At 35.2% G+C, this 14,997-nt stretch carries 11 protein-coding genes and 1 tRNA gene; 6 read left to right on the top strand and 6 right to left on the bottom strand.

The window, feature by feature from the left end:
* Positions 1-93 precede the first annotated feature (93 nt).
* A complete protein-coding gene (locus BTR34_RS08145) occupies positions 94-2,493 on the top strand; it encodes an outer membrane beta-barrel family protein (RefSeq protein WP_068485684.1) in 2,400 nt (799 codons plus the stop codon).
* A gap of 6 nt (positions 2,494-2,499) precedes the next feature.
* On the opposite strand, the gene BTR34_RS08140 is transcribed toward BTR34_RS08145, so the two are convergent.
* From BTR34_RS08140 to BTR34_RS08130, 3 genes are read right to left on the bottom strand one after another with little or no spacing between them, the layout of a single operon-like run.
* Positions 2,500-2,697, bottom strand: a complete 198-nt coding sequence (locus BTR34_RS08140; protein ID WP_068485683.1) for a hypothetical protein — start codon at positions 2,695-2,697, stop codon at positions 2,500-2,502.
* A complete protein-coding gene (locus BTR34_RS08135) occupies positions 2,694-4,088 on the bottom strand; it encodes a radical SAM protein (protein WP_068485681.1) in 1,395 nt (464 codons plus the stop codon). Before BTR34_RS08135 ends, BTR34_RS08140 begins: the two co-directional genes overlap by 4 nt.
* Positions 4,060-4,824 (bottom strand): prolipoprotein diacylglyceryl transferase family protein, encoded by a 765-nt coding sequence (locus BTR34_RS08130; protein WP_235843242.1) that lies wholly within the window; start codon positions 4,822-4,824, stop codon positions 4,060-4,062. The genes BTR34_RS08135 and BTR34_RS08130 overlap by 29 nt, the downstream gene beginning before the upstream one ends.
* A gap of 397 nt (positions 4,825-5,221) precedes the next feature.
* On the opposite strand from BTR34_RS08130, the gene dusB reads away from it, so the two are divergent.
* Positions 5,222-6,220, top strand: a complete 999-nt coding sequence (dusB, locus tag BTR34_RS08125) for a tRNA dihydrouridine synthase DusB (RefSeq protein WP_068485679.1) — start codon at positions 5,222-5,224, stop codon at positions 6,218-6,220.
* Here dusB and BTR34_RS08120 read toward each other — a convergent pair.
* Positions 6,217-7,422 (bottom strand): ABC transporter permease, encoded by a 1,206-nt coding sequence (locus tag BTR34_RS08120; protein ID WP_068485678.1) that lies wholly within the window; start codon positions 7,420-7,422, stop codon positions 6,217-6,219. The two genes, dusB and BTR34_RS08120, sit on opposite strands and share 4 nt — an antisense overlap.
* Before the next feature lie 4 nt (positions 7,423-7,426).
* Positions 7,427-7,819: a 30S ribosome-binding factor RbfA gene (gene rbfA / locus BTR34_RS08115; protein ID WP_068485676.1), complete on the bottom strand. Its 393-nt coding sequence runs from the start codon at positions 7,817-7,819 to the stop codon at positions 7,427-7,429.
* Between the two features lie 65 nt (positions 7,820-7,884).
* Here rbfA and mce point away from each other — a divergent pair, with 65 nt between their 5' ends.
* From mce to BTR34_RS08095, 4 genes are all read left to right on the top strand, one after another.
* The gene (mce, locus tag BTR34_RS08110) at positions 7,885-8,289 is read left to right on the top strand and encodes a methylmalonyl-CoA epimerase (protein ID WP_068485674.1); all 405 of its coding nucleotides are present in this window, start codon (positions 7,885-7,887) and stop codon (positions 8,287-8,289) included.
* Between the two features lie 143 nt (positions 8,290-8,432).
* A tRNA-Ile gene (locus tag BTR34_RS08105) sits at positions 8,433-8,506 on the top strand.
* A gap of 661 nt (positions 8,507-9,167) precedes the next feature.
* Positions 9,168-10,667 (top strand): cardiolipin synthase, encoded by a 1,500-nt coding sequence (gene cls / locus BTR34_RS08100; protein ID WP_082960201.1) that lies wholly within the window; start codon positions 9,168-9,170, stop codon positions 10,665-10,667.
* 293 nt (positions 10,668-10,960) lie between these two features.
* Complete coding sequence (locus BTR34_RS08095; RefSeq protein WP_068485669.1) at positions 10,961-13,576, top strand: M14 family metallopeptidase; 2,616 nt, start codon at positions 10,961-10,963, stop codon at positions 13,574-13,576.
* Between the two features lie 119 nt (positions 13,577-13,695).
* On the opposite strand, the gene BTR34_RS08090 is transcribed toward BTR34_RS08095, so the two are convergent.
* Positions 13,696-14,961 (bottom strand): PQQ-dependent sugar dehydrogenase, encoded by a 1,266-nt coding sequence (locus tag BTR34_RS08090; RefSeq protein ID WP_068485667.1) that lies wholly within the window; start codon positions 14,959-14,961, stop codon positions 13,696-13,698.
* Between the last annotated feature and the right edge of the window lie 36 nt (positions 14,962-14,997).

Below are 14,997 nucleotides of genomic sequence, written 5' to 3'. Positions count from 1 at the left end.
TCAAAATTAATGTTTCTTGTTAAAATATTAACATTTACGTAAGGCAATTCGGATTTACTTTCCTACATTTAATTCCTACAACAGACTAACTACATGAATAGGAATTTTATTACTGCATTTTTTATTTGCTTATTTATTTCAATTACTTATTCACAAGAATATAAGATAAAAGGTTTAGTCATAGATAATGACCAAAAGCCAATAGCTTTGGTAAATGTATTGCTACTGTCTGGGGGGGGAGATTTTATTAAGGGTACAACTACCGATGAAGAAGGTATTTATGAATTTGTCGTATTTAAAAAAGAAAAATATAAAATAGTAGCTAGTTATATAGGCAATACGGTAGAAAGTGAAATAATTCAATTGTCTACAGATATTGAAATTAATCCACTTATTATTCAAAATGCTCAGGAGCTAGATGAAGTCGTGGTTACTCAAAAAAAACCAGTGCTAAAACAGTTGGCAGACCGTCACATTTTTAATATCGAGAATACGTCATTATCAGATAGTGATATTTGGGATGTTCTAAAACGCACCCCAGGAGTAATGGTAATGAATAACCGTTTATACATAAATGGCAGTCCAAATGTAAATGTCATGATCAATGGTAAGCTAGTTAATTTACCCGAAGAAGATATCATAAACCTCCTTACCGGTAGTTCTGCAAGCAATGTACAATCTATTGAAGTAATTACAAGCCCTCCAGCAAAATATAGTGCTGAAGGAGGATTACTTATTGATATTAAAATGAAAAAAAACTTGGTTGCAGGTTATAATGGAGCTGTCTTTAATAGATATACGCAAGGGGTATTACCCAAACATACCATAGGTACTGACCATTTTTTCAAGGGAAAAAAAATAGACTTCTCTGCCAACTATAGTTTTAGCCATAATAGAAATTGGAGTAGATTTACAGACATTACCTCTTTTTTTGAAAATGGACAAAAAAGTGAAGTTTGGACTTCAGAACAAAAATTGATCAATAAAGAAAAAAGTCACAACATTAATCTTTTTTTAGATTTACAATTGAACGACAAGAATACAATAAGTCTTTCCTCTACTTCTAGCTTATTACCAAACGGAACAGGAAATAATTTTGCAAGTACGGATATTAATACGATTAATGGAGATTTAACCGCACAGTTAAATGGCCACAACGAACTAAAAAACGATAATTACAACTCATCTAACTATTTAGATTGGGTACATAAGTTAAATGATAAAGGTGCGGAGTTATCTACTAATGTACATTATACCTATTACGATTCTAAGCGGAAACAAGTATTGAATAATAACATTGTACAAGGTTTTACCGACAATACCTCAGAAAATACATTAAGAGTTTGGTCTGATCAAATTATAAATCTTTTTAGTGCACAAACAGATCTTACACTGCCATTATCAAAACAATCTATAATGGAAACAGGTTTAAGAGTAGCAACTATTAATTCCCAGGCAAGTATAACGCAGTCTGGTTTTAATGATTCGGTAGACGGATTTAACCCAACGGATTCGGGTTTATTTAAGTATGATGAACAAATTTATGCAGGTTATTTAACATTGAACAGTAACTGGGAAGATTGGAAATTAAATTTAGGTTTGCGTTCGGAGTATACCGATACAAAAGGAGATTTAAACATATCTACCGCATTAAACACAAACTCTTATTTAGATTTTTTCCCTAATATGGCTTTATCATATACGTCAAATAAAAATGCGTATTACCTTAAGTATTTTAGACGGATTACCAGACCCAGGTACAGTACTATTAATCCTTTTCAATTTTACCTATCTGCAAATTCTATATATGAAGGTAATCCTAATTTAAAACCTGCTTATAGCGATGATATCCAATTTGATTATGTATACGACCGCGATTATAAAGTGGTGTTATTCGCCACTAAAAAATCTAATGAGCAGGTACAACAAATAACGCAAGATAATGCCACTAACATACTTAGTACACAAGTTATAAATTTAGAGACTAATTATTTTTATGGTGTTGATGTTAGTGTATCAAAAGAATTAACAGATTATTGGTACTTATATTTTCTTGTTAGCCACTATCGCGATAAGGATAGTTTTACGGATTTAAGTACAAATACAATACAAGAGAACTCTATTTGGACCACGTTGATACGCGCCAATAATTACTTTACCTTGTTAAAGGATAAATCGTTGTATGCAGATATTACCTTTATTTATTTTTCGCCATATATTTATGGTAACGCCACTTTTGATTCTAATAGTAAATTGGGAGTATCTCTTAGAAAAACATTTTGGAATAAGGATGCAAGCATTTCTCTAGGTGTTGAGGATATTTTTAATACGGGAAATACAATCTCAACAAGAGATTATCTTGAACAGAGCACTATTGTAAATACAAGATCAGAAAACAGATTATTGGTCTTTGGTTTCAGGTACAAGTTTGGTAATACAAAAATTCGCGATAATTCTAAGAGAAAGAGCACGGATGAAGGTAAGCGTTTATAATAGCTATTATGCCATCATTGTACCGCATATACCAAGGCTTATTAGGCAATAAACACCTGCCAATATCATAAAAACTTTACCGGCCTTTTTCTTTTGTTTGGATAACAAAATGGCTCCGATAATTATAAATAAAAGGGCAGGACCAAACATTATAAGAAGAATTAAAGCAAAAAGGCCGTCTAGATTTCCAACTTCTAACATCATAATATTTCGTTTTGTAGTTCTTTAAGTCGTTCAATTTTATCATCTCTGTAAAACAGGTTCATAGTTTCAAACGGGATGATTTTATAATCCTTATTTACAATGTGCACGCACGATTTTTTAATAGCACGTACATCAAAATTATGGGCATCTATAAATTGCATAATAATGATACGAAACAAATTATCATATCCAAGCTCTGGCGCATCAATTTCTGGCAGGCAGCACATAATACTCTTTAAATTTTCAGATGCTTTTTCAACGGAATTTCCCGTGCTAAAAAGTTCAATCATTTTACCATGTAACTGCTCGTCTTGCTCGTAAATAATGGTGTTTTTTCCTTCGTTTAGTAAATCATCAGGGTTAATGAATCGTGTAAGTGGATTTACTTCATCGCCCAATTTTAAAGCATAAGCCATTACCAAGGCATCGGGGTTACAGGGCACAGGTATTAAATCGTCCGACTCAAAAATAGGGGACTGCTCTAGTATTTTTCTTCGTACTTCTGTTAAGGTGATACGGTTTTCATCCACTTCAAAATTATCTAAACGACCTGCTATTTGCGTAGGTTGAAAAGTAACGCCGCGTACACATTTTTGCTTGAGTGCAAAATCTATAGTACTTCCCATTTCGTGGTCATTCAACCCTTTTTGTAGCACGACTACAAGAGTCGTAGAAAGGTTCAATTTGTTAAGGTGTTCTAAAGCTTTTAAACGAACATCGGCTAGGTCTGCTCCGCGTAAGGTTTGCAGCACTTTATTGTCTAACGAATCGAACTGTAAATACACTTCAAAATCTGGTGCATAGGTGGCTAATCGCTTAGCAAATTCAAAATCCTTGGCAATTTTTATTCCGTTGGTATTCAACATTAAATGCCGAATGGGGAGTGATTTTGCGTAATCTAGAATTTCAAAGAAATTAGGGTGTATGGTAGGTTCACCACCACTAAGCTGCACCACATCTGGCTCACCTTCATTTTTCACAATAACATCGAGCATTTTCTTTATTTCCTCAAGGGATCTATGTCTGCCATAAGTTGGTGAAGAACCAGCATAACAAGTTGGGCAAGTAAGATTACAACGATCGGTTAGTTCAATAACCGTAAGGCAAGAATGCTGTTCATGATCAGGGCACAATCCGCAATCATAAGGGCAACCATAATGCGTTTTTGTATTGAATGTTTTGGGGTATTCAGACGCCTTATTATAGTTTCTTATATTCTTATAATATGCAATATCATCAGCGATAAGCACTTTAGATCTACCGTGCTCTTTACAATTTTTAAGCATGTATACCTTTTCGTTTTCAAAAACGATTTTAGCATCTACCCGTCGTAAACATTCCGGGCAAAGGCTTAACGTAAAATCATAATAGGTGTAATTTTTTTCGGACATATGTAATTCCCCGTAGGATGAATTTATGGTAGTAAACCAAACAAATTAAACATAATAGTTGAATGCTGCTTAGACAAAGGGTATAAAAACTGTTGGGTTTTATAAACTCGATACAGAAACGAAGGGTAAAATAAGCTACCATAAAGAGCTTAAAAAGATCTCCGTTTTTAAAAGTCCTATTCGATTTTTGTAAACTTCGGATGATAATAAAAAGAATAATCAAGAATACCACTTCATACAACGCAATGGGGTGCCTAGTAATTCCGTCACCCAAATCCATACCCGTAAAAAAAGAAGTTTCTTTTCCATAGGTAAACTCTTTTATGCCCGACAAAAAACATCCAATTCTTCCAATGATAATGCCTAGTATAATGGGTAATGTAAATAAGTCTCCAGAAGAATGTTTCTCCCCAATAATCTTCTTGGCAAGCTCCACACCAAGTAGACCACCAAATAGTCCGCCTATTATGGTTTTATTGTTCAAATTATAAAGCCAATCTTCTTGTAAGTGAGCTACGGGATTTTCAAAAAAAGCAATTACCCTAGAGAGAAACAAAGCCCCAAAAACAGCACCTATTATTATGGAGAGCCGGTTGTTAGATGAAATGACATCTGTACTTCTTTTACGTAGAAAAACATAGTATCTGAATCCGACAAAGAACGCCAGATATTCTAATATGAGATGTATGTTAAGTTTTATATCGAATACAATAGGCTCAAAAGGTATGGTCATCATTATCCTGAAATTAGAATAAGCGACAGAATTATAAGAAGAGTCACATAGAATAAAGCAAAGTAAAAGAATATTTTCGCAGTTCTCCTTTTTCCGGCAGACCTAAAAAACCAGCCTAATAACAGGAACAAAGCTAAGGGTCCCAAAAGTGTTAACCACAATTCAAAGGTGTCGTTAAAAATAGAAATGTCAGACATGTTATAAATTAGTTCTCTAGGTGATAAAAATACAGTCTGATCGTACTCAAAGACCAAATCGGACACTAATTTACATTCTTTCTATAAATAAGCTTTTCAATAGTTAAGAATACTATTTAAAACCTTAAGTTTTATCCAATAATCAACATAATGCCCTTGTCGTATTTTTATATAACTTTGCAACCCAAAATTAAAATACGCCAGTGCCCAAAATAGGAGACATACAACTGCCTGATTTCCCGCTGCTTTTAGCACCAATGGAAGATGTGAGCGACCCGCCATTTCGTGCCCTTTGTAAAGAGCAAGGAGCTGATGTCGTGTATACAGAATTTATTTCGTCGGAAGGATTAATACGTGATGCTGCAAAGAGTGTCATGAAGTTAGATATATACGAAAAGGAACGTCCGGTAGGTATACAAATATTTGGAGCTAATTTGGAGAGTATGCTACAATCCGTAGAGATTGTAGAGAAATCTAAACCAGATATCATAGATATTAATTTTGGCTGTCCTGTAAAGAAAGTAGTTTCTAGAGGGGCAGGAGCTGGAATATTAAAAGATATTGATTTAATGGTCTCATTGACCAAGGCTATGGTAGAACATAGCAACCTACCAATTACAGTAAAAACAAGATTGGGTTGGGATGATGATTCAATAAAAATTGTTGAGGTTGCAGAGCGGTTACAAGATGTAGGTTGTGCAGCAATTTCAATTCATGGTAGAACCCGTGCACAAATGTATAAGGGAAGTGCAGATTGGAACCCAATTAGAGAGGTGAAGAACAACCCCAGAATGCATATACCTGTATTTGGCAACGGTGATGTTGATACGCCAGAAGCAGCTTTAAAAATGCGTGATGAATACGGGCTAGACGGCGCCATGATTGGTCGTGCAAGTATAGGTTACCCTTGGATATTTAGGGAAATAAAACATTTTTTTGAAACAGGAACACATTTAGCTCCACCAACTATGGAAGAACGTGTAGATGCCGCTCGCCGTCATTTACAAATGTCTATAGATTGGAAAGGGGAAATATTAGGTGTTTTTGAAACCCGCAGACATTACACCAACTATTTTAAGGGCATTCCTAATTTTAAGGAGTATCGCATGAAAATGGTGACTAGTGATGATTCGGCTTCAGTTTTTGCAGCTTTTGATGAGGTGATGCAAAAGTTTGGAGACCACGAGTTTTCTACTTTCTAAAGGTCCACTAATTTTTTATTGATACGGCTACTGGCAATTTTAGAAGCAATAATGCCTAGTACAATAATAGTAGCAAGTACAATAACAATATTTATAAATTCAAATTTCACAGGATACGCCAATGACGGGGTTATTTTCAACCAACTAAAAGCAAGTTGAGACCATACGATTAGTACACCTATTAAGACACCAATTAATCCGCCAAAACCAGTAACGAGGATTCCTTGTACAAAGTAAATTCTACGCAATTCTTTTATAGTAGTACCTAAACTATAAAGCGTTTTAGAATTCTGTTGTTTGTCTAAAATCATCATGATAATAGCGCCTACCACATTAAAAAGCGCGATAATAAGCACTAATGTAAATATGAGATAGGTGGCCACATTTTCAGTATTCAACATTTTATAGAGCGTGCTATTTAGCTGTTGTCTATTCTTAAGTTTAACACCCGATCCTAAAATAGATTGAATTTCTGAGCGTACAGAACTTGGTTCTACACCTTCATCCATCTTAAAATTAATTCCAGAAATGGAAAGCGAGTCTTTTTCTAACAATGCCTGTGTTAATCTTAAATCGGCAAAAACATATTTATTGTCTAAATCTGCTTCCACGGCATACACACCACCAATAACCATAGGCAATTGATTATAAAGTGATGAAATACTTTGTTGTGATATTGATCCCTTACCTGGTTTAAAAGCATAAATCTGCATGGGACTTCGAAATTGATTTATAGTTACCCCTAAAATATTGGCTATTCCTAAACCAGATACTACTTGAGATTCATTAACTGTCCAGTCGCCAATATAAAGCGTACTGTCAACACCCGTAACTTTGGTGTAATTACTATCGATGCCTTTTATATAAGCAATATGATTTTTTCCTCGGTGCTCTAGAGAGACTTTTTCTTCAAGCTCTTTGGAGTAAAATGCTAGTCCGTCTACAGATTGTAGTCGTTGTTCTTGTTCTGGAGTAAGGGTAAAAATCTTTCCGGTTATGGGAGAAGCTTTTAAATCTGGATCAAAAGATTCGGTAAAAGAAAGACTAAAATTTTTTAATCCTGCGAAAGCTGAAAGCACAATAAATAATGCTGCAGAACCAATAACAATTACTAAAAAGGTGATAAAATTAATAATATTTACCGCGTTCTGCGTGCTTTTAGAGCGCACGTACCGTTTAGCGATATATAGAGGAAAATTCAACCGATCAGGACTTTTTACGTTTAGGTAACAAATCTCTATTTTCTATAGGGTTCTCTTCGCGCTTTAATGACTTTTCAATTTTCTCAATGTAATCTAAAGAATCATCTAGGTAGAATAATAACTCCGGCACTCTTCGTAATTGATTACGCGTGCGTTGAGAAAGTTCGTGTTTAATAAGCGGCTGGTTAGATTTTATCCCTTCCATTAATTCTCCCGCTTTATCATTAGGAAAAATGCTTAGGTATACTTTTGCGATAGATAAATCGGTAGTCACTGCAACTTTAGACACTGATATTAGGGTGTTGCGTAGCCCGCCATCAATGGCAGCTTTTTGCAGAATATCTACAATATCTTTTTGTATGACCCCAGCTATCTTTCGTTGTCTTTGCGTTTCCATACTGCAAAAATACATATTAAAATGTATCTTAACCCCTATATAATGCACTCTGAAGTAAATAAGACATGAAAAAGATTGAACATTTAGGAATTGCTGTGAAGAACATGGAAAATTCTAATGCGCTTTTCGAAAAATTATTGGGTGTAGCTCCCTATAAACAAGAGGAAGTAGCATCGGAAGGTGTAATGACTTCTTTCTTTCAAAACGGACCTAATAAGATAGAATTATTGGCATCGACAGACCCAGAAGGACCTATTGCCAAATTTTTAGAGAAAAAAGGAGAAGGAATACATCATGTTGCTTTCGAGGTTGAAGACATCATTACAGAAATGGAACGCTTAAAGAAAGAAGGCTTTACGCTACTGAATGAAAAACCTAAAAAAGGTGCTGATAATAAGCTAGTAGCCTTTGTTCATCCAAAGACCGCCAACGGGGTGTTAGTAGAGTTATGTCAAGAAATCAGGGAGTAAGCATTATTTTGTTTGTGTCAGTTAAAAATAAGTAGTAATATTGCATCCGCAATTCGCGAGTTCTGTAACTGCTGGTTTGAGCACCAGTCTTTATCGGTTTAAATCGAAATAGAGGTTTACGGAGCAATTTTAGAATTGTTACCGGTCCTATAGCTCAGCTGGTTAGAGCACCTGACTCATAATCAGGTGGTCCCTGGTTCGAGTCCAGGTGGGACCACTATTAAAACTCCTTTAAATCATTTGGATTTAAAGGAGTATTTTTATTTTTAGATATGCCGTCATACACCTACATTCTGCCAAGTTTAACATTCAACAAGTTTTAAATAGACGCATGTCAAGAGGATTTAGATAAACGAATTGGAAACCATAATGAGGGGACCTATGGAACAAAAAGTTTTACCTTTAATACATTAGACTGGGTTCTGTTTCTATAGTTTTATTGCGATGCTTATGCACGTTCCATAAGGTTGAAGCGAAAAATTAAATTAATGAAATGCAGTATTTATATCCGGAACTTGGCTAAATATGTCGAGTTACTAGACAAGATATTCAATGGAAACAAAGAGCACCTAACTCTCCCGTTTGCTATCGGTACAGGTGGCCTTTCAACTCGGCAGGTGTGACCAAACAAAACCTCCCCAAAACGTTATGAACTAACACCTATTCTCATTAGTCATATTTTTCAGCTTATAGTCCTTATAATTTTATATAAAATTAAATTCTTATACAGGTTTATTCTCTTACAACACTTCTTCTATTTACTATAATTTTAATCAATTCAATAGAGGATATGAAAGAGCGGTAAAATAAACAGTTTATTGAAAAATTTAAATGTATTAAAAAGCCCTTACGTTCTTATTGGTGGTTAGGAGATAAGCATGGGAACAAATTGTAATTTATATTTATTTACCTTGCTTCATTATAACACCGAACGAATAATGAATCTTTGGCAATTATTTTTAATTTTTTTAACCGCCGGCATCAATTTAACAGCATTATATATGTTGTTGAAAGATGGAAATAAACCATATCGAATTTGGGCTTGGTTAATGACCATATTTTCAATTCCGATTTTAGGTGGAACTCTCTTTTTTACTTTCGGTTTAAATCGAAGAAGAGTTAAGCTTTTTAATGCAAAAGAGTTAATTGACGATAAACAAATAAAAGCTTTTCTTAAAGAATACAAGAATAATATTGAGCCTTTTAAAATTGAAGATGTAAATATTCAACGTGAATATAAAAAGCTCATAAGTTTTTTAGAAAACGCTAATAATTCACCACTTACTTTTAATAACGAGGTAACAATTCTAAATAATGGTGAAGAAACTTTTGAAGCGATCTTTAAAGCTTGCGAAGCTGCAAAGAATAGTATTTATATTGAATATTATATTTACGAAAATGGTAAAATAGCAGATAGGCTGTCTCAGATATTTATTCGAAAATTAAAGGAGGGGGTTACCGTCAATATTATTTATGATGGGCTAGGGAGTTGGTCTTTGAGCAAAGATTATATAAATAAATTAAAGCAAGCAGGCGCTAAAGTTTTTTGTTTTCAGAAAGTCCGGTTAGTTTTTTTAGCACGAACCAACTATAGAAATCATAGAAAGATTTTAGTTGTGGACAATGAAATCGGTTTTACCGGGGGAATCAATATTGACGACAAATATCTGTACGGTGATAAAAAGTTAGGTACTTGGGCCGATACACATTTGCAAATAAAGGGAATGGCAGTAAACTTCTTAAAGTTCATTTTTTTTAACGATTGGTATTTCGTGTCTGGAGAAAATCTCTTTACACCCAATGCTCTTTGTTTATATGAGTATAAGAAAAATGTACCTACACAAATTGTAGCTAGTGGTCCAGATTTAAAATATGCAGCCATTTTAAATGAGTATATTTCTATTATAAATGGAGCTGATGATTACGTGTATATTGCGAATCCTTATTTAATACCTCCTGAATCTTTATTATTGGCTCTTAAATCTGCCGCAATGAGTGGAGTGGATATTAGAATTATAGTACCTGAGAAATCAGACTCAGTAATTGTAAAATGGGCTGTACGCTCTTATTTTGAAACTTTATTAGAAAGTGGGGTCAAAATTTATTTGTACCAACCAGGTTTTTTGCATTCAAAAATAATTTTAAGTGATGATACGGTTTGTTCAATTGGCACCGCTAATCTTGATATACGGAGTTTTGAGCAGAATTTCGAAGTAAATGCAATAATGTATCATGAAGAAACGACCTTGAAATTAAAAGAACAGTTTTTTGGCTTTTTAGAAGATAGCGAAGTTCTTACTTTAGAAAAATTTCAGCAACGTAAGAATATAGATTATTTAAAAGAGAATTTTGCTCGGTTGGTAAGTCCTCTCATCTAAGTATTCGTAAAACCATTTAAAATATTCGATATAGTAGTTTGCAATAAATAACTTGATTGTGAGATACGACGAATCATATCAACACCCGTAAGAATTATTTGATTACTCGACATTCAAGATTTAATTGCTCCGACGTAGTTTATTGTATACTTTTTTAAAAACATGGTAATTAAAGACCTATTTCGTGAAGAATATAGAAATTAACAATTCTTTTAACATAATCTTTCTAAGTAACATTTATTTAGCTCTTTACTATTTCTTAATTTCCTAGTTCAAACAAACTAATTCAAAAAATGATTACAAAAAACTCTAGGTGTAAAGTCGCGTTGCTGACGATTGCACTAGTCATGTCATGGTTACCAATGATGATGGCTCAAAATGTACCTTCTCCGGAAGATGTTTATGGTTTTAAGGTCGGCGCAGACTACAAATTAGCCGATTACACCCAAATTGAAGATTACCTATCTAAATTAGATGGCGCTTCTGACCGTGTCAAAAAAATGGAAATAGGAACAACTGTACTTGGCAGGAAAATGTATATCCTATTTATTTCTAGTGAAGAAAATCTAAAGCAGCTAGATAAGTGGAAAGATATTAGTACCAAACTTGCTCGTGTTCAGGTGACAGAGGATGAAGCTTTAAAACTTTCAGAAGAAGGTAAAGCTATTGTTTGGATAGATGGCGGAATGCATTCTACCGAATTGGCACATGGCCAAATGACATCGGAACTGGCTTATACCTTAGCCACTTCCGAAACCACGGAAATGAAAAAAATCAGGGATAATGTCATTACCATATTGATGCCCGTCATGAATCCTGATGGGTTGGATATTGTTGTTGATTGGTATAGGAAAAATATGGGTACGGCCTATGAAACATCTCGCCCGCCAATTTTATATCATTACTACATGGGTCATGATAATAACAGGGATTGGTTTATGAATACCATGCCAGAAACGTATAATGTAACCAAGATTTTATATAACGAGTGGTACCCACAGATTGTCTATAACCACCACCAATCTTCACCATCATGGACAAAAATATCGTTACCTCCTTATGCAGATCCTGTGAACCCGAAAATTCATCCAGCAATTACTGCGGGTGTAAGTGAAGTAGGTTCTGCGATGACCAAAAGATTTTCATTGGAGAATATGCCAGGCGCTATTGCTGATAATTTTTATACTATGTTCTGGAATGGTGGTGGGCGTACGGTACCTTACTACCACAATATGATCGGCATTTTAACAGAAGTTGGTCACACAAGTCCAACCCCAAGATTCTACGACCCAGAGAAATTACCAAAAACTGTAGCCGGCGGCACACCAACCGATGGCACAGATATCATGTATCCAGACCCTTGGAAAGGAGGCGAATCTCATTTTCGTGATGCAGTAGATTATATGTTGACGGCTACTTGGGCAACCTTAGATCTAGCGGCTGACCGTAAGAGCAATTACTTGCATAACATTTATAAAATGGGAGCTTCGGCAATTGAAAAGTCGAAAAAGGAAGGTCCATTTGCATATGTAATCGGGAAAGAACAATGGGATGCTTTTGAATCTGTGAACTTGGTGAATGTATTGCTTAAAGGAGGAATAGAAATTGAAAAAGCCACTAAGAATTTTGAGACAAATGGTAAAAAGTACGAAGCAGGTTCATATGTAATTTACACAGCACAAGCTTTTAGACCCTATTTGATGGATTTGTTAGAAAAACAAAATTATCCGACCCGTTTTCAATATCCAGGAGGCCCACCAGATACGCCTTATGATTTGGCCGGATGGACCTTGCCAATGCAAATGGGAGTTTCAGTTGATAAAATTGCAGAACCTTTTGAAATAGCTTCGGAAAAAGTATCGGATGCAGCATCATATTATGAAGGAACTGTAAAGGGGAACGCTTCCTTTGGATATTTGTTAAGTGCCAATAGCAATGCATCGGTAATTGCAACTAACAAGGTATTGAAAGCAGGTGGTACGGCGTATAAAACTAAGGCATCGTTCAAATCTGGTAAAACAACATATCCGGCAGGTTCGTATATCGTATCTGGTGGAAGCGCATCTGTAGATGATTTGGCCGCTGAATATGGTTTAGAGGTAATAGGATTATCTGCAGAGCCCAAAGTAGAAATGACGAAAATTCATGCACCAAAGGTAGGGTTGTACAAATCCTGGGTTTCTAATATGGATGAAGGATGGACGCGTTTTATCATGGATGAATATGAGTTCGAAACAGATACCCTTCACGATAAAGACATTCAAACAAAAGATTTATCTCAGTATGATGTGTTAATACTGCCATCGCAACGTCCAAAATCAATTTTACATGGAAATTCTCCATTAGAAATGCCAGAGAAGTTTACAGGCGGTATTGGTCTAGAAGGCTCAGTAGCCTTAAGTAATTATGTAAAAAACGGCGGTACGTTAATGGCTTTCGATGAGGCCAGTAATTATGTAATAGAACAATTTGGCTTGCCTATGAAAGATGCTACTGAAGGTGCTGATAGTAAGGAATTCTTTATTCCTGGTTCATTGATAAAAACAGGATTTGACACAACACACCCATTAGCATTTGGTATGCAAGATACTGTATCCGTATCCTTCAATAAAAGTCGTGCATTCGTGATTGATAAGCAAGATAAAAAAGGCGAAGGCGGTACAGAGGATATTAAAGATGCTCCGGCGCCAGAAGTTGAAGTAATTGCTAATTATGCGGAGAAAGATTTATTAATGAGCGGTTGGGCAATGGGCGAAAAAAAATACATTGCTAAAAAACCGGCAATGGTAAGGGCAAAATACGGAAAAGGTTCTGTTGTATTGTTCGCTTTTAGACCTCAGTTTAGAGCACAACCTAGAGGAACGTATAAGCTTATTTTCAACACTATTTTTGAAGGAGCGGCTAAGTAGTCGAGTTAAAATACCTTATTGGATATAAGGGCTAAATAATTTTACAATTGAATATATAAATAACAAAAATTGCCCATCAGTTTATGATGGGCAATTTTTATTTCTAAAAGGTGAAGAAATTAATAAGTAACCTTAAAAATACTTCCACCAAAATCATCGCACACATAAAGAGCACCGTCTGGTCCTTGTGCTAATCCGCATGGGCGATGTTTTAGTTCACCACCTTCTGGGTTAGCCAAATCAAATCCGGCAAAGTTATCTAAGAATAGTTCCCAATCGCCATTCGGTTTTCCATCCTTAAAAGGAACAAAGGCAACAAAAAAGCCCTTTTTAAGCTCAGCAGACTGATTGTGAAATGCTATAAATGCTCCGTTTTTATATTTATCAGGAAACATATCTCCTGTATAGAAAAGCAAGTCATTTGGGCCTAAATGTGCTGGGAATGCTGCAACAGGATTTATATAATTATCTTCTGATAATTGTTCACCATCACCACCATATTCAGGCGCAAGCATTCTTTTGTTTTTAAAATGGTCGTAATAGGACTTTGGCCATCCGGCATTATCACCTTCTTTTATTTCGTATAAGGTTTCCGAAGGTAATTCAGCATCTTGTTTTTGAGTAAATACATCAGGATAAAAATTATGCAATCCACCACGACCATGATCAGTTGCAAATAAGGAGTTGGTTTTAAAATTCCAGTCAAGCCCAACGGCATTTTTAAGTCCCGTTGCATATCGTGAACCATCGGAAAAAGTCTGATTCAGTTTATCCGTTTTAAATTTCCATATACCACCGGCGGAATCTAAAATGGCACATGGGATCATACCAGCATTGCCATCTCTACAGCCATCGTTCCACGAACCAATGGTAACATAAAGGTTTTTATCATTATCAACCGTAAAAGGCTTGGCATTGTCCATTCCCATATCAATAAGACTATCTATTAATTTTTCTGGCGAATTCGTATCTATAATTTCTTGGGCACTATTTAAAGGATATCGAAATATGGCAGAATTAGATGAAGTATACAAATAGGTATCTGTAGCTAAAATCCCCGTACCAGGCACCTCGGCAAATTCTTGTTGTGCATCTATGTTTCCGTCATTGTCGGTATCTTTCAGAACTATAATTGCTTTACCATCTTTCAACACTGATCTGTTGGCGTATATGTCTCCGTTTTTAGCAACCGTCAGGTGCCTAACTGCTCCTAAATCTTTGCCAATTTCTGACACTGAAAATCCTTCAGGTGCTTTTAAAATGGTTTCATTACTAACTGTTTTTACAACAGGTTTAGTTTCAGGTTTACATTGTATAAAAAGAGTTGCGACTGCAATGGTGGTTAGTAGGCGTAATGGTTTTTTGGTAATCGGTTTGTTGTTCATAAGCTGGTAAAATAGGTAAAATTGACCCTATGGTCT

The organism is Maribacter hydrothermalis, from assembly GCF_001913155.1.
GTDB lineage: Bacteria > Bacteroidota > Bacteroidia > Flavobacteriales > Flavobacteriaceae > Maribacter > Maribacter hydrothermalis.
This window is presented reverse-complemented; position numbering and strand designations above follow the sequence as displayed.

Excerpts from the sequence above, each read along its gene's own strand:
- BTR34_RS08095 (WP_068485669.1), top strand. The coding sequence starts at position 10,961 with ATGATTACAAAAAACTCTAGGTGTAAAGTCGCGTTGCTGACGATTGCA.
- BTR34_RS08130 (WP_235843242.1), bottom strand. The coding sequence starts at position 4,824 with ATGATGACCATACCTTTTGAGCCTATTGTATTCGATATAAAACTTAAC.
- BTR34_RS08090 (WP_068485667.1), bottom strand. The coding sequence starts at position 14,961 with ATGAACAACAAACCGATTACCAAAAAACCATTACGCCTACTAACCACC.
- rbfA (WP_068485676.1), bottom strand. The coding sequence starts at position 7,819 with ATGGAAACGCAAAGACAACGAAAGATAGCTGGGGTCATACAAAAAGAT.
- BTR34_RS08145 (WP_068485684.1), top strand. The coding sequence starts at position 94 with ATGAATAGGAATTTTATTACTGCATTTTTTATTTGCTTATTTATTTCA.
- cls (WP_082960201.1), top strand. The coding sequence starts at position 9,168 with ATGGGAACAAATTGTAATTTATATTTATTTACCTTGCTTCATTATAAC.
- mce (WP_068485674.1), top strand. The coding sequence starts at position 7,885 with ATGAAAAAGATTGAACATTTAGGAATTGCTGTGAAGAACATGGAAAAT.
- BTR34_RS08135 (WP_068485681.1), bottom strand. The coding sequence starts at position 4,088 with ATGTCCGAAAAAAATTACACCTATTATGATTTTACGTTAAGCCTTTGC.
- BTR34_RS08140 (WP_068485683.1), bottom strand. The coding sequence starts at position 2,697 with ATGATGTTAGAAGTTGGAAATCTAGACGGCCTTTTTGCTTTAATTCTT.